This window comes from Saccharopolyspora sp. SCSIO 74807 (assembly GCF_037023755.1).
Lineage (GTDB): Bacteria > Actinomycetota > Actinomycetes > Mycobacteriales > Pseudonocardiaceae > Saccharopolyspora_C > Saccharopolyspora_C galaxeae.
In genome coordinates, this window is sequence record NZ_CP146100.1 from 2,803,660 (window position 1) to 2,822,964 (window position 19,305).

Annotated in this window: 19 protein-coding genes; 9 read left to right on the plus strand and 10 right to left on the minus strand. The window is 71.7% G+C overall.

Annotation, left to right across the window (positions count from 1 at the left end; all coding sequences use genetic code 11):
- Window positions 1–117: 117 nt before the first annotated feature.
- The 3 genes from V1457_RS12885 to V1457_RS12895 form a co-directional block, all read right to left on the minus strand.
- Complete coding sequence (locus V1457_RS12885; RefSeq protein WP_338603870.1) at window positions 118–1,626, minus strand: FAD-dependent oxidoreductase; 1,509 nt, start codon at window positions 1,624–1,626, stop codon at window positions 118–120.
- 61 nt (window positions 1,627–1,687) lie between these two features.
- Entirely contained in the window at window positions 1,688–2,290 is a 603-nt protein-coding gene (locus V1457_RS12890; RefSeq protein ID WP_200072701.1) for a TetR/AcrR family transcriptional regulator, read from the minus strand.
- 31 nt (window positions 2,291–2,321) lie between these two features.
- Window positions 2,322–3,764: an FAD-binding protein gene (locus V1457_RS12895; protein ID WP_200072702.1), complete on the minus strand. Its 1,443-nt coding sequence runs from the start codon at window positions 3,762–3,764 to the stop codon at window positions 2,322–2,324.
- A 207-nt stretch (window positions 3,765–3,971) separates the two neighbouring features.
- On the opposite strand from V1457_RS12895, the gene V1457_RS12900 reads away from it, so the two are divergent.
- From V1457_RS12900 to V1457_RS12935, 8 genes are all read left to right on the plus strand, one after another.
- Window positions 3,972–4,820 (plus strand): LLM class F420-dependent oxidoreductase, encoded by an 849-nt coding sequence (locus V1457_RS12900; RefSeq protein ID WP_200072703.1) that lies wholly within the window; start codon window positions 3,972–3,974, stop codon window positions 4,818–4,820.
- A 153-nt stretch (window positions 4,821–4,973) separates the two neighbouring features.
- Entirely contained in the window at window positions 4,974–5,558 is a 585-nt protein-coding gene (locus tag V1457_RS12905) for a nuclear transport factor 2 family protein (RefSeq protein WP_338603878.1), read from the plus strand.
- A complete protein-coding gene (locus V1457_RS12910) occupies window positions 5,555–7,039 on the plus strand; it encodes an aldehyde dehydrogenase (RefSeq protein WP_338603881.1) in 1,485 nt (494 codons plus the stop codon). Before V1457_RS12905 ends, V1457_RS12910 begins: the two co-directional genes overlap by 4 nt.
- Window positions 7,040–7,101: 62 nt before the next feature.
- On the plus strand, window positions 7,102–7,950 hold the full coding sequence (locus V1457_RS12915) for an SDR family oxidoreductase (protein WP_338603884.1): 849 nt from the start codon (window positions 7,102–7,104) through the stop codon (window positions 7,948–7,950).
- Window positions 7,947–8,807 (plus strand): NAD(P)-dependent oxidoreductase, encoded by an 861-nt coding sequence (locus tag V1457_RS12920; protein ID WP_338603887.1) that lies wholly within the window; start codon window positions 7,947–7,949, stop codon window positions 8,805–8,807. Before V1457_RS12915 ends, V1457_RS12920 begins: the two co-directional genes overlap by 4 nt.
- Before the next feature lie 148 nt (window positions 8,808–8,955).
- The gene (locus V1457_RS12925; RefSeq protein WP_200072707.1) at window positions 8,956–9,744 is read left to right on the plus strand and encodes an SDR family oxidoreductase; all 789 of its coding nucleotides are present in this window, start codon (window positions 8,956–8,958) and stop codon (window positions 9,742–9,744) included.
- Window positions 9,745–10,068: 324 nt separating this feature from the next.
- The gene (locus tag V1457_RS12930; RefSeq protein ID WP_338603893.1) at window positions 10,069–10,293 is read left to right on the plus strand and encodes a hypothetical protein; all 225 of its coding nucleotides are present in this window, start codon (window positions 10,069–10,071) and stop codon (window positions 10,291–10,293) included.
- 582 nt (window positions 10,294–10,875) lie between these two features.
- On the plus strand, window positions 10,876–11,103 hold the full coding sequence (locus tag V1457_RS12935; RefSeq protein ID WP_200072709.1) for a hypothetical protein: 228 nt from the start codon (window positions 10,876–10,878) through the stop codon (window positions 11,101–11,103).
- Between the two features lie 10 nt (window positions 11,104–11,113).
- Here the strand turns inward: V1457_RS12935 and V1457_RS12940 are convergent, their stop codons facing one another.
- The 5 genes from V1457_RS12940 to V1457_RS12960 are packed head-to-tail and all read right to left on the minus strand — an operon-like array spanning window position 11,114 to window position 15,459.
- On the minus strand, window positions 11,114–11,719 hold the full coding sequence (locus V1457_RS12940) for an energy-coupling factor transporter transmembrane protein EcfT (protein ID WP_338603897.1): 606 nt from the start codon (window positions 11,717–11,719) through the stop codon (window positions 11,114–11,116).
- The gene (locus V1457_RS12945) at window positions 11,716–12,390 is read right to left on the minus strand and encodes an ABC transporter ATP-binding protein (protein WP_338603900.1); all 675 of its coding nucleotides are present in this window, start codon (window positions 12,388–12,390) and stop codon (window positions 11,716–11,718) included. Before V1457_RS12945 ends, V1457_RS12940 begins: the two co-directional genes overlap by 4 nt.
- Window positions 12,387–13,505 (minus strand): thiolase family protein, encoded by a 1,119-nt coding sequence (locus V1457_RS12950; protein ID WP_338603903.1) that lies wholly within the window; start codon window positions 13,503–13,505, stop codon window positions 12,387–12,389. Before V1457_RS12950 ends, V1457_RS12945 begins: the two co-directional genes overlap by 4 nt.
- On the minus strand, window positions 13,502–14,866 hold the full coding sequence (locus V1457_RS12955; protein WP_338603906.1) for a fatty acid--CoA ligase family protein: 1,365 nt from the start codon (window positions 14,864–14,866) through the stop codon (window positions 13,502–13,504). Before V1457_RS12955 ends, V1457_RS12950 begins: the two co-directional genes overlap by 4 nt.
- Window positions 14,863–15,459, minus strand: coding sequence for a biotin transporter BioY (locus tag V1457_RS12960; RefSeq protein ID WP_338603909.1), 597 nt, complete (start codon window positions 15,457–15,459; stop codon window positions 14,863–14,865). Before V1457_RS12960 ends, V1457_RS12955 begins: the two co-directional genes overlap by 4 nt.
- A 175-nt stretch (window positions 15,460–15,634) precedes the next feature.
- On the opposite strand from V1457_RS12960, the gene V1457_RS12965 reads away from it, so the two are divergent.
- Entirely contained in the window at window positions 15,635–16,006 is a 372-nt protein-coding gene (locus V1457_RS12965) for a GRAM domain-containing protein (protein ID WP_295139385.1), read from the plus strand.
- A gap of 240 nt (window positions 16,007–16,246) precedes the next feature.
- On the opposite strand, the gene V1457_RS12970 is transcribed toward V1457_RS12965, so the two are convergent.
- Entirely contained in the window at window positions 16,247–16,936 is a 690-nt protein-coding gene (locus tag V1457_RS12970) for a DUF3800 domain-containing protein (protein WP_295139383.1), read from the minus strand.
- A 187-nt stretch (window positions 16,937–17,123) separates the two neighbouring features.
- Window positions 17,124–19,298, minus strand: a complete 2,175-nt coding sequence (locus V1457_RS12975) for an ATP-dependent DNA helicase (RefSeq protein WP_407074765.1) — start codon at window positions 19,296–19,298, stop codon at window positions 17,124–17,126.
- Window positions 19,299–19,305 lie beyond the last annotated feature (7 nt).

Below are 19,305 nucleotides of genomic sequence, written 5' to 3' on the forward strand. Positions count from 1 at the left end.
GGGTGCGCGTACCGCCGAAAAGGCGAATATGTTTCCAGGGCGAACTTGCCGAATCATGGGTTCCGGGGAACTTCATTCTGGAAATGCCGGGCCGAACCGCTCAGCGGACCCGCCCGATCAAGACTCCGCCATGTCCGCGACCGCCAGCGACGCGAACACCATCGCCGTGCCGAGCGGGACGCCGGGCGCGGGGTAGACGGCCCCGGTCATCGAGGCCGATGAGTTCCCGGCCGCGTACAGGCCGCCGATCGCGCTGCCGTCACCGCGCAGCACCCGGCCGCGGGAATCGGTGACCAGACCACCCTTGGTTCCCAAGTCCGAGAGCACGAACTTCGCCGCGTAGTACGGCGGCTGGTCGATCGCGACCAGCGGTTCGCCGCCCGCGAAGAACGCGTCGTATTCGTCCTCGCCGCGGTGGAAGTCCGCGTCCGCCCCGGCGGCGGCGAACTCGTTGAAGCGCTCGACGGTGCCGGTCAAGGCCTGCGCGGGGACGCCGATGTCCGCGGCGAGTTCGGCGATCGTGTCCGCGCGGAACCGGATTCCGGCCCGCACGTGCTCCTCCGGGTCGCCCTCCGGCATGGCGATCGCGGGAAGGCCGCCGCCTTCGCGGGAGTCGAACACGAACCACGACGGGATGCGTTCGGCAGCGGCGGCCATGGCGCGCCCGAACCGGTCGTAGGGGAGGCATTCGTTGGCGTAGCGGCGGCCGGTCGCGTCGACCATGATCCCGCCGCGGAAGCCCAGCGCGAACGAGCCGCCGCCGTCCGGCTGCGCCAAGCCGGGGCAGAACCAGCCCTGGTCGAGCAGGTCGGTGGCCGCACCCAGCCGGGCCGCGGCGAAGATCGGCTCGCCGCGGTTCGTGCCCGCCGGAGCCATCGTCCACCGCGCGTCACCCGGCACGCCGTGCTCGTCGCGCAGCTGCGCGTCGCCCTCGAAACCGCCTGCTGCCACGAGGATTCCGCGCTCGGCCGCGATCCGGACGGATCCGCCGTCCACCACCGCGTCGACACCGGCCACTCGCCCGCGCTCCTGGTGGAAACCGACGACGTTGTGTCCTGTTAGGACAGTTCCGCCCGCGCGCACGAACGCGGTGAGCAGCCGGGCGATCAGCGCTTGCCCGCCGCTGAGCTTGCTCCGCCCCGGCCTGCCTGCGCGGTCGCGTTCCACCGGCGGCCGGACCAGCTCGGCGACCTCGGCAGGCAGCTCGTCCCGGCGGATGTCGACGGGCTGGATCGACCGCCCGAGCCCGACCCGGCCCGGCGCGTCGAAGTACTCCGGGAACGGGATCCACTCGAACTCCAGCGCCGGATCGGCCTCGAACGCCTTGACCAGCCGCGGCGACTCGGCCAGGAACGCTTCGACCCGGCCGGAGTCCGGCGCGTCGAGCAGGCTTCCCAGGTAGGTGCGCGCGGAGTCGGTCGAATCGGCCAGCCCGGCGCGCTGCTGCACCTCGGAACCCGGCAGCCAGCACGCACCGCCGGAGTACGCGGACGTGCCGCCGACCCGCGCCGTGCGCTCGAGAACGGCGGTCGACAACCCCGCCTTGGCGGCGAGGTAGGCGCCGGCCAGCGCGCCACCGCCGGAACCGACCACGACCACGTCGAACGAATCAGGTGTGTGCTGCACCGGTCTTCTCCTACATCGACTCGGCCCGGGCACGCCGGGCGCAGGCGGATCGGGGGCGGATTCAGGACAAGTAGGCGGTCACCGCGTCGCTGAGACCGCGCTTCGCGTCGTCGATGTCCAGGTAGGTGCTCAGGTCCTGCTCGCCGTGCAGCCCGCGCATCGCGCCGGGCAGCAGCGCCCGCACCCGGCGCAGCTTGACCTTGTCCACGGCGAGCCCGTCGAAGGCGCGCTCGCAGGCTTCGTTCCAGCTGGCGTCCCAGGCGGCGAGCGCTTCGGCGGTGCGGGGGAACTCGGCTTCCAACTCGCCGCGGTCGCGCGGCAGCGCCAGCCGCAGGTGGTGGATCGCGCGCGCACCGGCGGAATCCAGCGCCCGCCACAGCATGTCGACGACCGCGCCGACCCGGTCCGGCAGCGCGGCGTGCTGCGGCGGCAGCAGCGGATCGCTGCGTTCGGAGATGTGCGCCAGCACGGCGGCCCACAACCCGTCGGCGTCGCCGAACTGGTGCTGCACGGTGCCCCAGGTGACGCCCGCCTCGCGGGCGATCAGGTTCGCGCTCACGCCTTCCGAACCGTCGGCCAGGCAGCGGATGGCGACTTTCAGCAGCGTGCGCCGCGTCTCCAGGCCCCTGCGGTTGAGCCGCGTGCCTTTCGCGCTAAGAGTCATGCGGACCGCCTCGCAAGCTGCACCTCCGGGCTCACGCCGAGCCCGCGGCGTGCAGCCCGGCGCGGCGGCCGAAGAACGAGCCTTCGCCCAGCTGGACGCCGGAACAGTAGCCGTTGCCGTCCTGCGCGATGTTGGACGCGCAGGCCCCTGCGGCGTAAAGGCCGGGCACGACCGAGCCGTCCGCGCGCTGCACCTGCGCATCGACGGTGGTCCGCATCCCGCCCAAGGTGAACCCCGCGTACAGCGCGTGCCCCAACCGCAGGTCGAAGACCGCCCACGGGCCGGTGTCCTGGGCCGCCAGCCACTTCGGGCTCTTGTGGAAGTCCGGGTCCTCGCCGCGCGCGGCGTGCTCGTTGTAGCGGGTCAGCGTCTTCACCAGCGAACCGGACGGCAGGTCGAGCCCGGACTCCATCTCCTCGACCGTCTCGAAGCCGTCCAGCAGCGGAACCAGCGGGTCCTTCGGCTTCGCCTCGTGCTCGACGTCGACGATCAGGTAAGCCGTCGAATCGGGCTGCGCCAGCACGTGATAGCTGGTTCGCGCGTGGTAGGAGTCCTCGGCGACGAACCGCTCGCCGAGCTTGTTGACGATCAACCCGGTCGCCAGCTGACCGGGCGGGTAGAACGGCGCGGTGATGAACGGCTGCGCCATGTGCTTGAGCTCGGCGCCCGCTGCCTCGCCCAGCTTGATCGCGGTCCCGTCGTCGTAGCTGGAGCCGAGCGTGAACAGCTTGGCTCCCAGCGCGGGGGTGTGCTCGGCGACCATCCGCTCGTTCATCACGAACCCGCCGGCGGCGAGCACCACCGCGGACGCCCGGACCAGGCCCGTTTCGGAGAACCGCCGCCAAGCCAGCCCGAGCACGCGGCCGTCCTCCTGCTGCACCAGCGCGGTCGCGCCGGTGTCGAAGCGGACCTGCACCCCCGCCTGCTCGATCTGCTCGCGCAGCAGGTCCATCACCAGCTTGGCGCCCTCGGTGTCGCCGGGCACCGGGACCTTGTGCCCGCGCGGTGCCGCAACGGCCTGTTCGCGGAACGGCCAGACCTGCTCGTTCCCGGTGTACATCAGCCCTTCGGTGCCGGGCTGGATCACCGCCTTCTCGGCGAAGTAGGAGCGCTCGAAGTGGACACCGAGCGACTCCAGCCAGTCGAAGTGCGCCACCGAGCCGTCGCAGTAGGCGCGGATCTTGTCCGGCTCCGGATCGCGGGACACGGCCAGCAGGTACTTGTACATCTCCTCCGGCGAGTCCTCGTGCCCGGTGGCCCGCTGCACCGCGGTACCACCGCCGAGGTAGAAGTGCCCGCCCGCCATGGCCGTTGTGCCGCCGTGCGTCGCGGCGCGTTCCAGCAGCAGCACCCGCGCACCCGCGCGCGCGGCTTCCAGCGCGGCGCAGCCGCCCGCGATGCCGAAGCCCACCACGACGACGTCGAACTGCTCGGCCTGCTCCGGGATGGCGGACGGGGGTAGGACCTCGGGCACGCTGACTCCCTTCCGCGCGGTGCGTTCGTTCCGGTCGGACCGGTTTGCTGACTGCTCCGGTTTCCGGGCGGTGCCAAGTCGTTTCCTTGGGCAGCCACCAGACGCTTGCTAGGGTCATTGAAGCACCTATGACAATCGCCGTCGATCCGTCGCCTCCCGATGGGCCTCGCCACCGGGTTCCGGCTGCTGCTGCGGAAAGGAATTCCCTTGCGACACGGCATAGTGCTGTTCACCAGCGACCGCGGGATCACCCCGGACCGGGCCGCGAAAGCCGCCGAAGAGGCCGGGTTCGACACCTTCTACGTCCCGGAGCACACCCACATCCCGATCAAGCGGGAGGCCGCGCATCCCGGCACCGGCGGCGCGGAGCTGCCCGACGACCGCTACCTGCGCACGCTCGATCCGTGGGTCGGGCTGAGCGCGGCCGCGGCGGTGACCTCCCGGATCCGGCTGGCCACGGCGGTGGCGCTGCCGGTGGAGTCCGACCCGATCACGCTGGCGAAGACGATCGCTTCGCTGGACTGGCTCTCCGGCGGCCGGGTCACGATCGGTGCGGGCTTCGGCTGGAACACCGACGAGCTCGCCGACCACCACGTCCCGGCAGGCAGGCGGCGCACCGCGCTGCGCGAGCACGTCGAGGCGATGCGGGCGCTGTGGACGCAGCAGGAGGCTTCCTACTCCGGCGAGTTCGTCCACTTCGGACCGTCGTGGGCCTACCCGAAGCCTGCGCAGGCGCACGTCCCGCTGCTGATCGGGGCGGGTGCGGGGCCGAAGACGTTCGCCTGGATCGCCGCGCACGCGGACGGCTGGATGACCACTCCCGCTGAGCGGGACGTGCGCGCGAACGCGGACCGGCTGCGCGCGGCCTGGGCCGCGGCGGGACGTCCCGGTGCGCCGGAGATCCACGTGCTCGCGACCGCGAAACCCACTCCTGAACTGCTCGGGGAGTGGGCGCAGGCCGGTGTCACCGAAGCGATCTGGGGCTTGCCGGACAAGCCCGCCGACGAGGTGGTGGCCTTCCTGGGGCGGCACGCGGCCCGCCTCGGCATCGCCTGATCCCTTGTGCGGGGCCGGGCCCGCACGCATAATGGACACCTGTCCAATCAACTGTCCGCCCGTGAGCGAACGGACCGCTCGTCCCAATGGATCGGGCGAACGGTCCGTTCACTCGATGCTCACGCCGGCGCGAGCACAGGCTGGAGGGGTCCGATGGGCGGCTTCACCCGCACCGAGATGGAACGGTTCTGGCAGCGCTGGCTGGACGCCAACCGCGAGGCCGAACGCCGCCGCGACTGGAAACCGCTGGCCGACCACTACGCCGAAGACGCCACCTACGGCTGGATGTACTCGCCGGACGAGCACTTCATGGCGGTGGGGCGCGAGGAGATCCGGCAGTACGCGCTCGGCACCGAGATGGCCGGGCTCGACGGGTGGCACTACGACTACGTGGCCACCGTCATGGACGAGTCGAACGGCATGGTGATCGGTTTCTGGAAGCAGCGCGCCGGGATCACCGACGACCACGGCCGCGAGTACGAGGTGCCGGGCATCGGCGGCAGCTGGTTCGGCTACGGCCAGGACTCCGCGGGCAACGGCCGGTTCGAGTGGCAGCGCGACTGGTTCGACCTGGGCGCCGCCGCGCGGACCTTCCTCAGCCTGGCCGAATCCGGGAAGGCGACGCCGGGGCTGCTGGAGCGGATGAAGACCGACAGCAAGTCGCAGCCCGGGCACTACCGGCCCGCGGACCTGCCGTCCACGGTGTGGCCGCCGGTGGTCGAGGAGGGGGCGCGGTGAGCCTCGGCGCAGTGTCGGACCTCGGCTCGCCGCAGCCGCGGCAACTCATCGACGGCAGGCTCACTGCCGGTTCCGGCGGGCGGAGCCATCCCGTGCTGAACCCTGCCGAAGGCGTCGAGATCGGGAGGGCGCCCAGCGCCACGGCCGACGACGTCGACGACGCGATCGGCGCCGCGCGCCGCGCATTCGACTTCGGCGAGTGGGCCACCTCCCCGGAATTCCGCATCCGTTGCTTGCGCCAGCTGCACTCGGCATTGGTCGAGCACGGCGCGGCGATGCGCGCGCTGACGACGGAAGAAGCGGGTGCGCCCGCGTTCCTGACCGCGGGGCCGCAGTACGACGTGCCGGTGGAAAGTCTCAAGTGGACGGTCGACATGGCCGAGGGCTACCCGTGGCACACCGACCTGGGAGTCGCCGAGCCGATGGGGATCGCCACCCGGCGCACCATCCACCGCGAGCCGGTGGGCGTGGTCGCGGCGATCACGCCGTGGAACTTCCCGAACCAGGTCAACCTGGCCAAGGTCGGCCCGGCGCTGGCCGCGGGCAACACAGTCGTGCTGAAACCGGCGCCGGACACGCCGTGGGTGGGTGCCGAACTCGGACGGCTGGTGGCCGAGCGGACCGACATCCCGCCCGGCGTGTTCAACGTCGTGACACCGCACGACGACGCGGTCGCGGCGCTGCTGACCACCGATCCGAGGGTGGATCTCGTTTCGTTCACCGGATCCACGGCCACCGGGCGCGCGATCATGGCCGCCGCATCCACCACGCTGGCGAAGGTTTTCCTGGAACTGGGCGGAAAATCCGCCGCGATCGTGCTCGACGACGCCGACCTCGGCGCCGCGGTCGGCGCGACCGCCTTCGGGGTCTGCGTGCACGCCGGGCAAGGATGCGCGCTGACGACCCGGCTCGTCGTTCCGCGGGACCGCTACGACGAGGCGGTGGAGATCGCCGCACGCACGATGCGCAAGATCGGCGCGGGCGATCCGCGCGATGCGGGCACGATCTGCGGGCCGGTGATCTCGCAGGCCCAGCGCGACAGGGTCTTGGACTACCTGCGGCTCGCCACCGAGGAAGGCGGCACGTTCGCCACCGGCGGCGGGATTCCGGCGGGCAAGGACGCGGGGTTCTGGATCGAACCGACCGTCATTTCCGGGCTGCACAACGAAAACCGCGTGGCCCGCGAGGAGATCTTCGGGCCGGTGCTGGTCGTGCTGGCGCACGACGGCGACGACGACGCGGTGCGGATCGCCAACGACTCGCCGTACGGGCTGTCCGGGTCGGTCGACAGCGGCTCGATCGAGCGCGCGCGCAACGTCGCCGCCCGGGTTCGCACCGGGACGCTGGCCGTCAACGGCGGGCTCTGGTTCAGCCCGGACGCGCCGTTCGGCGGGTACAAGCAATCCGGCATCGGACGCGAGATGGGTGTGGCCGGGTTCGAGGAGTACTTGGAGACCAAGCTGCTGGCGGAACCGGCGTGACCGCCGGCGGGTTACTTGGCGGAACCGGCGTGACCGCCGGCGGGTTACTTGGCGGAGCCGGCGTGACCGCCCGGGAATTCGATGGCGGAGTCAGAGGGACCGCCGGGGAATTCGGCGGCGAGGCCGCCGGCGGTTCGCCGACCGGGATGACGGGAGCGGGCATGGGAAAGCGGTTCGACGGCAAGGTCGCCATCGTCACCGGCGCGGCGCAGGGCATCGGAGCGGCCTACGCGCAAGCGCTCGCGGCCCACGGCGCATCGGTGGTGATCGCCGACCTCAACGCCGACGCCGGGCGAACCTGCGCCAAGTCCATCGAGAGCGACGGCGGGAGAGCGATGTTCGTGCGCACCGACGTCTCCTCCCCGGATTCGGCCGCCGAACTGGCGGCGCGCGCGACCGAGGAGCTCGGCGGCATCGACCTGCTGGTCAACAACGCCGCGATCTACGGCGACATGGAGTTCGACCTGCTGCTGACCGTGGACTGGGACTACTACCGCAAGTTCATGAGCGTGAACATGGACGGCGCGCTGGTGGTGACCCGCGCGGTGCACCCGCACATGCAGCGGCGCGGCGGCGGCGCGATCGTGAACCAGAGCTCCACCGCGGCCTGGCTCTACTCCGGTTTCTACGGGCTGGCGAAGGCGGGCGTGAACGGGCTGACGCAGCAGCTCGCGCACGAACTCGGCGGCATGAACATCCGCGTCAACGCCATCGCGCCGGGACCGACCGATACCGCAGCCACCCGCAACCAGGTCGGGGAAGCGGCCGCGGACCTGGTGCGCGGGCTGGCGATCAAGCGGATCGGGCAACCGGCGGACATGGTCGGCGCCTGCCTGTTCCTGCTGTCCGAGGAGGCGTCGTGGGTGACCGGGCAGATCTTCAACGTCGACGGCGGTCAGGTGATCCGATGAGCGCGGTCGGGTTCGCCGGTCTCGGCAACATCGGCAAGGCGATGGCCACCAGGCTCGTGGACCGCCCCGGTGGCCTGCTGGTCTTCGACATCGCCTCCGAGCCGGTGGCGCAATTGCGCGCGGCGGGAGCGAAGGTCGCGCGGGACGTGGCGGAACTGGCGGCGCAGGTGGATCTGCTGTGCGTCATGGTCCGCGACGACGACCAGGTGCGTTCGGTCCTCGCCGAGGTGCTGCCCGCGGCCCGCGACGGACTCGTCGTCGCGGTGCACTCCACGATCGCCCCCGGTACCCCTGCGGAGCTGGCCGAACAGGCCGCCGAGCACGGCGTCGCGCTGGTGGACGCGCCGGTCAGCGGCGGTCCGATGGGAGCTGCGGACGGCAGCTTGGCGATCATGGTCGGCGGCCCCGAAACCGCCTTCGCCACCTGCGCCGAACCGTTCGGCCGGATGGGCGGGCAGGTCGTGCACGCGGGCCCGATCGGCGCGGGAACCAGGATGAAACTCGCCAGGAACCTGCTGCACTTCGCATCGTTCACCGCGGCCGCGGAAGCGCAGCGGCTCGCCGAAGCGGCCGGGCTGGACCTGGTCGAACTCGGCCGGGTCGTGCGGCACACCGACGGGATCACCGGTGGACCAGGCGCGATCATGCACCGCGACACGGCCGCGCCGCTGGCCGACGGCGACCCGTGGGCGGGGATCTTCGAGCACGTCCGCGCGCTGGGGGAGAAGGACCTGCGGTTCGCGATCGAGCTGGCGCGGGAGCTGGGCGTCGACGTCCCGCTCGCCCGGCACGCGCTCACCGGCCTCGGGCCAGGACTGGGGCTCTCCGCACCACCCGCGCCCCCGCGGGAGCAGTGAGCGAACGGACCGTTCGTCCAATCTAGCGGGACCAACAGTCCGTTCACCTGGGAAGCCGCGAGCAGTGAACGGACCGTTCGTCCGAACAGATCGGGCGAACATGCCGTTCGCTCCGGAACCGCACCACCGGAACGGAAGAAGGCGTGACATGCCGAGATTCGATCCCCATCCGCAGCGGCGCCCGGCCATCGTGGCCGGGGCGTCCTCCGGCATCGGCACGGCCACCGCGCAGGCGCTGGCGACCGCCGGGCACCCCGTCGCGCTCGGCGCCAGGCGGGTGCAGCTGTGCGAGGAGATCGCCGCGACGATCCGCGCGGGCGGGGGAGAGGCGATCGCCGAACCGCTCGACGTCGCCGACACCGAGTCGGTGCAGAACTTCGTCGCCGCCGTCGAGGACTCGCTGGGTCCGGTGGAGACGGTCGTCTCCGGCGCGGGCGACATCGACGCCGCGCTGATCCACGAGCAGGACCCGGAGACCTTCGCCAGCCAGGTCGAAGTGCACCTCGGCGGCCCGCAGCGGTTGGCGGCGGCGATCGTGCCGTCGATGGTGCGGCGGCAGCGCGGCGATTTCGTGTTCATCAGCTCCGACGTGGCGCGCACCCACCGCCCGCGGATGGGCGGCTACGTGCCCGCGAAGGCCGGGCTGGAGGCGATGGTGCAGACGATGCGGATGGAGCTGGAAGGCACCGGCGTGCGCACGTCGCTGGTGCGTCCCGGGCCGACGAAGACCGCGATGGGCACCACCTGGAAGGACGAGGTCGCAACCGCGGTGCTGGAGGACTGGGTGCACTGGGGACTCGCGCGGCACCCCTACTTCCTGCGCCCGTCCGACGTGGCGGCCGCGATCACCGCGATCGTCGGCACCCCGCGGGGTTCGCACCTGACGATGGTGGAGGTCGAGCCCGAAGCGCCGCTGCGAGAACGACCGGAGGGCTGAAGCGGCGGACTCGTCCGGCGACGTGGCCGCCGCGCACATCCGTCATTCCCGGTGAACCCGCCGAGGAGCGAATTCGGCGTTACTGCCCGCCCGGGGCGGCCTCGTTCCCGGATGGCCGCGTGCCGGGCGGGTTCTCCGCGCATTTCCGCCGGATGCGGTACCTGCATCCAGGCGGATTCGTCGGGTGCGTGGCACTCCTTCGGGGAAATCCCGTGGGAAATGAATTGAGGGGTTTCCCCGTGTCATGCCGACAGTGCCCGCTCGTCTGCCCGGCCGCGAATAGTCTTCCCAACGTAATCAGATTTCGAGCGGAAGGAACCACTCATGCGTATCCGCAAGACCGTTGCCACCCTGGCCTTGTGCGCGGCGGGAATGTCCGTGCTCGGTGCGGGCACCGCCGTCGCCGAAGAAGTGGTGGGGCACTTCGACACGGCCCAGCAGTGTTCGGCCGAGCTCCAGCGGCTCGCCGACCAGGGTGACCCGGGTCCGCTGATGTGCGAACCGACCACCGATGATGACAACGGCCCGCAGGTCCTCGTGCGTGGCTGAGCCCGGTACTCGAAACCGATCCCCCGCCGTGCGGCGGGGGATCGGTTTTCGTCGGTGCAGAAGGGGAGTATTCCGGAAACGGCCGGTTCCGCTCACTTCGGGCCCCGGTTCGGGCGGTGCGGCGCACAGGAGCCGCGGCGGAAGCTGGGGCTGCGTCGCTCCGGGCGTCGAAACCCCGAAAACGCGGGGAACCGTCCGGTCGCGAGGGATTCAGCGGCCGCGGTCGATTCCGGCGCGTGCGCGAAGCGAATGGTCAGAACGGCGAAGCGACTTTCCCGGCCTGATCCGGTTGCTCGCGCAACCGGGCAGCGGTGGGATTCGCGCCCGCGAGAACCCGCCCGAGAGCTCGGGCAACCTTTGCGGTTGCAAGGTCTTCGGCGGCTCTTGAGTCGTCAAGGCCAGATCGCTCTCGGGCGGATCCGCCGGTTTCCCGGCAACCCCCAGCCTGCGGTCGCCGCCGCCCCGCCGACAGAGGCGAAAGTCCTGGCGGCGCCGGACCGCGCTCAGCGGCACGGACCGCGCCCCGCGACTCCGCGTAGCATCCCGGTGGAAGCTCGAAGGCGTACAAGAAGAGGAATGCTCGTGAGGTTGCGTAACGTCGTTCCGGCCGTGGCGCTGTGCGCAGTGGGAGCGTCCGTGGCGGTGCTGGGCGGCGCGTTCGACACGGAGCTGGTGAGCGAGGAACCCACCAGCGCCGCGTGCAAGCACGAACTCACCCGGCTCGCCCACGCGGGCTTCCCGGAGTCGCTGTCCTGCGAGCCGGTGCGCGACGACGACCCGTCCGGCCCGAGCGACCTCCTGCACGGCTGAGCCGACCCGATCAGTCGTCGCCGACGCCCCGCGCCGCGAGCGCTTCCCCGAGTTCGTCGGCGTGGCGCAGGGTGCGCACCAGGAACGGGATGGCGAAGGCGGAGACCGAACGGTCCGCGTCGCGAGCGCGCTGGGCTTCGCGGGTCTCCGCCGCGATGGTCGAGAGCACCGCGATGGCCTGCATCGTCAGCCCCACCAGCAGTCCGGCCCGCTCCGGCCGGACGCCGAACCGCCGCAGCGGGCGCAACCCGCGCTCGACGGCGCCCACCATGTCGTCGACCCGGGTGGTCAGGGTGAACAGGTTCGCCGCCGCCAGCGCCGCGAACAGCCGTAGCGCCACCACGATCGCCTGATCCAGCCCCAGCAGCCACCACTGCAACGCGAAGATCACCGCCAGCAGCGGGAGCAGGAACCGAGCCAGCCGCCAGCAGCGTCCCGGCGAAACCCGGGCGACGAGGTAGCCGAGCAGCACCGCGCCCGCGAGCACTCCGAGCGGAGTCGGCGCGGCGAACACGAAGATCAGCATCGCGAGCGCCAGCAGCGCCAGGAACTTCACGCCCGCCGGAACCCGGTGCAGCGGGGTCGTTCCCGGCTCGTACAGCCCGAGCGGGTTCATCCGGCCAGCTCCCGATACCGCGCCAACGCCGCGTCCGGCGAGTCGTCGGCGGCCACCTGTCCCCGGTCGAGCACCACCACCCGCTCGAAGTCCTCCAGCAGGTGCAGGTCGTGCGTGACCAGCAGCACCTGCTGCGGCAATTCCCGCAGCAACTCCATGAAGTGCCGCTTGTTGCGCAGGTCGAGCAGCGTCGTCGGCTCGTCGCAGACCAGCACGTCCGGTTCCAGCACCAGCATCGAGCACAGCGCCAGCAGCTGCTTCTGCCCGCCGGAGAGCTGGTGCGCCGGGTGCTGCTCGTACCCGCCGAGGCCGTGCTGCGCGAGTACTTCGGCCGCGCGCCGCTCCCGCTCCGCTTTCGGAATTCCGCGGCGCCGCAACGAGAACGCGACGTCCTCACCGGCGGTCGGCATCACGATCTGGCTGTCCGGGTCGGTGAACACGAATCCGACGCGCTTGCGCACCGCGCGCCCGTTCTTCGCCGGGTCCTGCCCGTCCACCAGCACGCGGCCCCGCGTGGGCGTGACCAGCCCGTTGACCATCCGCGCCAGGGTGGACTTGCCGGAGCCGTTCGCACCGACGAACGCCACCCGCGGCTCGCGCAGCCGCAGGTCGACGCCGGTGAGCACGGAGTGCTCGCCGTAGGAGTGCGCGACGTCCTCGAACTCGATCAATCCACTCGCTCCCACGCGGTCGCCACGCCCAGCCCGCCGCCGGAGGACAGGGCCGCCACTCCGGTGCGCGGCCCGTTCTCGCGCACCATGCGGCTGAACAATCGCACCACCAGGACCGCGCCGGACGCTCCCCAGGGGTGCCCGAGCGCGACGGCGCCGCCGTCCGGGCTGATCGTGCGCTCGTCCAGCCCGGCCGCGTCCGCGCACGCCAGCACCTGCCCGGCGAAGGCTTCGGTGAACTCCACCAGCTCCGGCCGGTCCTGCAGCACGGCCTGCAAGGCGGGTACCGCGCCGAGCCCGAGCCGGTTCGGGTCCACGCCCGCGGTCCGTTCGGCGGCCAGCCGCAGGCCGGGCACGCCGAGTCCGCGGCGCTCGTCCTCGGTGGTGAGCAGCACTGCGGCCGCCCCGTCGCTGACGCCGCACGAGTTCGCGGCGGTGGCCGTGCCGTCCGGGGTGAACGCGGGGCGGAACCGGCTCAGCCGCTGCGCGGTGAAGTTGCGCCGCGGGCGTTCGTCGCGCGCGGCGCCGACCTCGACGAGTTCGGCGTCGAAACGGCCGGAATCCTGCGCCGCGATCGCGCGGGCGTGGCTGCGCGCCGCGAAATCGTCCTGGCGCCGGCGGGAAACGCCCGCCTCGGCGGCGACCAGGTCGGCGGCCGGGCCCATGTCCGGGTCGCCGATGTCGGCCGGGGCGAACGGGGCGCGCGAGTAGAACCGCGGTGGCTCACCGGCGGTGCGCGGTCGCCACGCCCGCCACGGCGCGGTCGACGGGCTCTCCACGCCACCGGCCAGGAACCGATCGCCGACCCCGGCGCGCAGCAGCGCCGCAGCGGTGAGGATCGCGCTGAGCCCGCTGGCGCACTGCCGATCCACCGTCATGCCGGGCACCTCGAACCCGAACCCGGCGCGCAGCGCGGCGACCCGCGCCGGATTCCCGCCCGGCCCGAGCGCGTTGCCGAGCAGCACGTCGTCCACGGTGTCCAGCCCGGAATCGGTGAGCGCGGCGCGCAGCACCGGAGCGGCGAGCTGATCGGTCGCCACATTGCGCAGCACGCCACCGACTTCTCCGATCGGGCTGCGGCGCGCGGCGATGATCACGGGTGTCCGGTCGGTCACGGTCGTTCCTGCGAAGGGGTGCTCGGGCGCAAGACCTCGGCTTGCGGCGCGCCGTTGCGCAGCCACTCGTCCAGCACGCCGCGCGCGGGTTTCCCGGAGCCGGTGCGCGGCAGCTCGGGCACGGTCAGCCAGCGCCGCGGGCGCTTGACGGGCTCCAGCTCGCGAACCCGGGCGCGCAGCTCCTCCCGCGTCGCGGGCGCGGCCGGATCGACCTCGACGACCGCCGTGACGAGCGCGCCGAGGCGGGGGTGCGGCGTCCCGGCCACCAGCACCTCGCGGACGCCCCGGCCGCGCAGCGCGGACTCGACCTCTTCGGCGGCCACCAGCGTCCCGCCGGTGCTGATCGTGGCGCTGCAGCGACCGAGCACGCTCAGCCCGCCGTCGTCGTGCCGGACGGCGCGGTCGCCGACGCTGATCCGGTCCGATTCCGGGGCTTCCAGCACGCCTTGCCGCAGGTAGCCGTCGAAGGCCAGCTCCGAGCGCACCCGCAATTCGCCTTCACTGGCCGGATTTCCTTGCGCATCAAGGATTTCCACGTCCACCACCGGCCGCAGCCGATGCTCGCCGCGGCGCAGCGCGATCAGCGAGGTCTCCGCGGAGCCGTAGTACTCCAGCAGTTCGCAGCCCGGCAGCAGCGCGTGCAGCCGCGTCTCCAGCTCGGGCGCCAGGTCGGCCCCGCCGCAGACGATCAGCCGCAGCGCACAGGAGGCACGCAGCTCGGGATGCCGCTCCCACACCGAAAGCAGCTCGGCGAGCATCGCGGGGACAACGTGCACGACCGTCGCGTGCAGGCACTCCTGCGCGGCGGTGCGCGCGGACCAGCGCCGCAGCAGGCGGACATCGCGGTCCTGGTGCAGCGCGTGCAGCGTGCCGAACAGGTACAGCGAGGAACTCAACGGCCCCGGGATCAGCACGGAATCGTCGTCGCGCAACGGTGCGTCGAGCGCGGTGAAGCTGCGCAGCCAGGACTTCCGGGATCGCGCCAGCACTTTCGGCGTGCCGCTGCTGCCGGAAGTGGTGGGCAGGTAGAACCAGGTCAGCTCGTCGCCGCGCGGCGTTTCCGGCGGCTCGCCCGGAATCGGCAGGCCGCGGACCACCCGGCCCGGTTTCGCCTCGTCCAGCACGTCCTGCGGCCGCGGCCAATCCGGGTCGACGATCAGCGTCGCTGCTCCGGCGAGGTCCGCGCCCAGCAGCCAGCACAGCCGGTGCAGCGGGTCGGGGTCGTCGACGGCCACCCGATCGACTCCGGCGAGTTCGCCCGCCGCGCCCTGCGCGCGCCGCATGATCTCGGCGCCGTCGAGAACGTCCGCACCGCACGACACGCCGGCGGTGAGTCGGCGCCCGAGGATCGGCAGGGTCATTCCCGCGCCGTCCGGGAACCGCCCTGCGCAGCCGGAGGACCGCTCAGCGAAGCGGGCAACGCCCGGTGCACCGCCACCGCGACCAGCGAAACCAGCACCAGCTTCACCGCGTCACCCGGCACGAACACCAGCGATTGCACCGCGGCCGCACCGAGATCACCGGTGAACGCGGCCCAGTACGGAATGCCGACCAGGTAGTCCACCGCCACCCCGGCCAGGTTCGCCAGCAGCAGCACCGCGAGCCCCGGACGCGGCGTCGCCCGCTGCACGATCAGCCCCACCACGAACGCCGACAGCAGCCAGCCCAGCAGGAACCCGCCGCTCGGCCCGGCGAACGGCGCGATGCCGCCGCGGCCACCCGACAGCAGCGGCAACCCGATCACCACGAGTCCCAGGAACAGCAGCACCGATGCGCCTCCGCGGCGGGCACCGAGGATGCTGCCCGCCAGCAGCGGCCCCATGTTCTGCAGCACCACCGGCACCGCGGCGCCGCCGAGGTAGAACCCGGGGAACAGGCCGAGCACGGCGATGAACGCCGCGAACACCACGGTCCGGGCCAGCTCGGTGGCCGGGGCAGTGCGTTGTCCAGGCACGACGACTCCTCACCGATCGCGGTCCGGCGTCAACCTACCCGGCTCGGCCTGCGGAACAGAAAGTGTTCCGTCCCATTGTGGACACTCCACAACCGGGCGGTGCCGGGCTTGCCCGCATTCCCCGGCTGCCGCGAAGATCGCGCCCGGCCCTACCCGAGTCCCGAAAGGGGAAGTCGTGACCGCGCAACTACCCGGCAACGTCGCTCCCACCGATGACGGCGAGATCGTCACCTGGCGCCGCTGGGCGAACCGGACGCAGAGCAATTCCCGCGCCGCCGGCGGCAGGCTGTACCTGACGAACCGGCGAGTGCTGTTCTGCCCGCACGCCTTCGACGCCAACACCGGTGGCGAATACCGGAGCATCCCGCTGGCGGCGATCACCGAGGTCGGCAAGCAGCCGCGCACCCTGAACCTGCGCGCCGCGTACAACGGCGGCCTGCGCACCCGACTGCGGATCGACTGCGCGGACGGCTCCACCGAACTGTTCGTCCTCAACAAACTCGACCAGGTCATCACCGAGATCCGCGCCGCGACCGGCCCGGCCTGAACCGCAACCTCCCAGCGCGGTGCGGTGCGCGGTCTCCGATCGAAGGCGACCACCGAAACCCGGCGTCGAGATCGACGGTGACGGACACTCTGCCAGTCCTGACCAGCGGATGCGGACGTCACAGCAGGGCGCCTAGTGCCGACCACGGTTACCGTGTATAGTCGTCGGTGCGGACCCGTCCCATGTGCTTGGGGTAGCGGGTCCAGCTTACTTTTCAGGGCCCGCCAGCGTTCAGGTTGGTCAGCCTTCGGGGCCCCCAAGATCCAGCGGCTCCGGCCCGGTGCGGGCGCAGGGAGACAGCAGCTCGTACCAACCCCACGTATGAGCTTTGCGCTCAACACGCGCCACCCGCATGTAAGCCGTGTACGCCACCAGATCAGCCATTTGCACCCACTGGCTGTGGTGCGAGTGATGAAACAGCGGATCTTCGATCACCGAGCGCGTAGCCAGCTTCAATTCCCGATGCGCAGTCCGGTACGAGTGATCATTGCCGTCCCCGTCCATCATGATCAAGCCCAGCTCGCCGGCCGCGGTCAACCGCGCATCCAGATACCGCACCAGCCGCGCATAAGCGTCCGCCTTCGCCGCCTTATGTTTGACTCCCGATGGCGTCCGCAGAAACACCGCGCCAGCCTCCAACCCCTCCAGCCGCGCCACGGTCGACAACGCCTCCCGCATCACACTCGACCGGTTCGCCTTCACCGCGTCCCAGTCCGTACCCGTCGGACGCGAACGACCTCCCACGAAATCTGTCGCATGCAACTCAAAGTCCGTGGCCAATCCGATCGAGCGGTACAACTCCTGCCGCCAGTCCAGCCAGCCCCGCAGCACCTGACTCCACGTCCGCAGCTCTAGTTCCACCCAGCCGAACACGTTCATCCCCGACTGCTGCGCCCCGGAGTCATCGACGTAGAACACCCGCACGACCATGACCACACCATACGGAACGTGACCGACCACAAACGCACCGTGTTCGTCTTAGGGTGTTTTCTTGAACCGCGGCACCCCGACTCGGCGGCCTGCGCGCTTGCCGGACAGCGAAGGTTTTGCAGGCATGGTCAACGTCATTCCACGTCGGACTGGAGCGCATACGTCGAGAGCGACCGCTCCTGCACCGTCAGCCGGAGGCCGCCGCGTTCAGCCTGCCCAGTGCGCCGCGGACCACCTGCGGGTCGTAGGTGGCCCAGAACGGCGGCAGCGAGGCGCGCAGGAAGCTGCCGTAGCGGGCGGTCGCCAGCCGCGGGTCGAGGACCGCGATGACGCCGCGGTCGTGCACGGACCGCAGCAGCCGCCCGGCGCCTTGGGCCAGCAGCAGCGCCGCGTGCGTCCCGGCGACGGTGATGAACCCGTTGCCGCCGTGCGCGGACACCGCCTTCTGCCGCGCCGAGGCGAGCGGGTCGTCCGGCCGCGGGAACGGGATGCGGTCCATCACCACGAGTTGCAGCGAGTCACCGGGCACGTCCACGCCCTGCCACAGCGACAACGTGCCGAACAGCGAGGTTTCCGGTGATTCGGAGAACTTCGCCACCAGCTGCGCGGTGTTGTCCTCGCCCTGGCACAGCACCGGCGTCGACAGCCGCTCCCGCAGCTGTTCGGACGCCTGCTTGGCCGCGCGCATCGAGGAGAACAGCCCGAGCGTGCGGCCACCCGCGGCCTGCACCAGCTCGGTGAGCTCGTCCAGGTACTCGTCCGGCAGCCCGGCTTTGCCCGGCGGCGGCAGGTGCCGCGCGATGTAGAGGATGCCGCTGCGCCGGTGCTCGAACGGTGAGCCGACGTCCAGCCCGGTCCAGGCGGTGCTGGAGCTGTCGGAGGGTGCTTCCTTGCGGCTGGCCATGTCCTCGGCCGCGGCCGCCTGGCGCTCCGGCGGCAGGCCCCACTGCCGGGCCAGCGTGTCGAAGGACCCGCCGAGCGCCAGCGTCGCCGAGGTCAGCACCGTCGTGCGCTGCCCGAACAGCCGCTCCCGCAGCAGCCCGCCGACGCCGAGCGGGGCCACCTTCACCGCTCGCGGCCGGTTCGGCTCGGCGCTGATCCAAACCACGTCGCGGCGCTGGCCCTCCGGTTCGTCGAAGGCGTCCAGCAACCGAACCGCGGTGTCGTGCAGCTCCTCGGTCAACGCCAGCGCGAGCCTGCGGGCCGTGCTGCCTTCGACGTCCTCCTTGCGCTCCGGCCCGAGCGCGGTCATGCACGCCGCGCCCGCGTCGCGCAACGCCGTGAGCGCCCCGCCGAGCGCTTCCGGCATCGCCTCCAGCCGCTCCGCAGGCGCGTCCTCCAGCACGGTTTCGAGTCCTTCGGCCGCCTCGTCGAGCCGGTCGGCGATGCTCTGGTCGATCGCGCGCCCGCAGCGCCGCGCGGCGAGTTTCGCCTGGCCTCCGGTGAGTTCTCCGGTGGCGGCCGAGGTCACCCGGTCGACCAGGTCGTGCGCCTCGTCGACCATGACCACGTCGTGCTCGGGCAGCACCGGCCGGTCGTCGAGCGCGTCGATCGCCAGCAGCGCGTGGTTGGTCACGACCACGTCGGCCCGGCCCGCTTCACCGCGGGCGCGTTCGGCGAAGCAGTCGGTGCCGACGGGGCAGCGCTGCACCCCGAGGCATTCCTTCGCGGTCACCGAAACCTGCCGCCACGCCTGATCGGTCACGCCCGGCACGAGTTCGTCCCGGTCGCCGGATTCGGTCTCGGTCGCCCACTCCCGCAGCCGCTTGACCTGCCGTTCCAGTGCGGAGGCGGCGAACGGGTCGAACAGCGCGCCTTCGTCGGGTTCTTCCGGGGCGTTGCCGTGGATCCGGTTCAGGCACAGGTAGTTGCGGCGGCCTTTGAGGATCGCGAACGTCGGCGGCCGCCCCAGCGCCTCGGCCAGCGCGGTCGCCAGCCGCGGCAGGTCGCGGTCCACCAGCTGGCGCTGCAGCGCGATCGTCGCGGTGGAGATCACCACCGTGGTGGCCGCGGTGACGGCGTGCCGGATCGCGGGAACCAGGTAGGCGAGGGATTTGCCGGTGCCGGTTCCGGCCTGCACGGCCAAGTGCTCACCGGATCCGATGGAGTGCTCCACGGCGTCGGCCATCCGCGCCTGGCCCTCGCGCTCGGTGCCGCCGACCGAGCGGACCGCGATCTCCAGCAGCTCGGCCAGCTCAGGTACCTGCTCCGGTGGTTTCGCGGTGCTCGGCTCGTTCCGGTGCTGAGCCTGCTGCGGCCTGCCCTGCTTCGCGAGATCAGCGGCGATCTCCGGCGGAAGATCGTCGGAGTCGTCGGGCGCGAACACGTCCGGATCGGACCACTGCGGAACAGAACCAGGCACTCTCCGA

What these genes read in the sequence shown, in the direction of transcription:
- V1457_RS12890 (WP_200072701.1), bottom strand. Translation starts at nt 2,290, where the DNA reads ATGACTCTTAGCGCGAAAGGCACGCGGCTCAACCGCAGGGGCCTGGAG.
- V1457_RS12905 (WP_338603878.1), top strand. Translation starts at nt 4,974, where the DNA reads ATGGGCGGCTTCACCCGCACCGAGATGGAACGGTTCTGGCAGCGCTGG.
- V1457_RS12920 (WP_338603887.1), top strand. Translation starts at nt 7,947, where the DNA reads ATGAGCGCGGTCGGGTTCGCCGGTCTCGGCAACATCGGCAAGGCGATG.
- V1457_RS12925 (WP_200072707.1), top strand. Translation starts at nt 8,956, where the DNA reads ATGCCGAGATTCGATCCCCATCCGCAGCGGCGCCCGGCCATCGTGGCC.
- V1457_RS12930 (WP_338603893.1), top strand. Translation starts at nt 10,069, where the DNA reads ATGCGTATCCGCAAGACCGTTGCCACCCTGGCCTTGTGCGCGGCGGGA.
- V1457_RS12940 (WP_338603897.1), bottom strand. Translation starts at nt 11,719, where the DNA reads ATGAACCCGCTCGGGCTGTACGAGCCGGGAACGACCCCGCTGCACCGG.
- V1457_RS12955 (WP_338603906.1), bottom strand. Translation starts at nt 14,866, where the DNA reads ATGACCCTGCCGATCCTCGGGCGCCGACTCACCGCCGGCGTGTCGTGC.
- V1457_RS12970 (WP_295139383.1), bottom strand. Translation starts at nt 16,936, where the DNA reads ATGGTCGTGCGGGTGTTCTACGTCGATGACTCCGGGGCGCAGCAGTCG.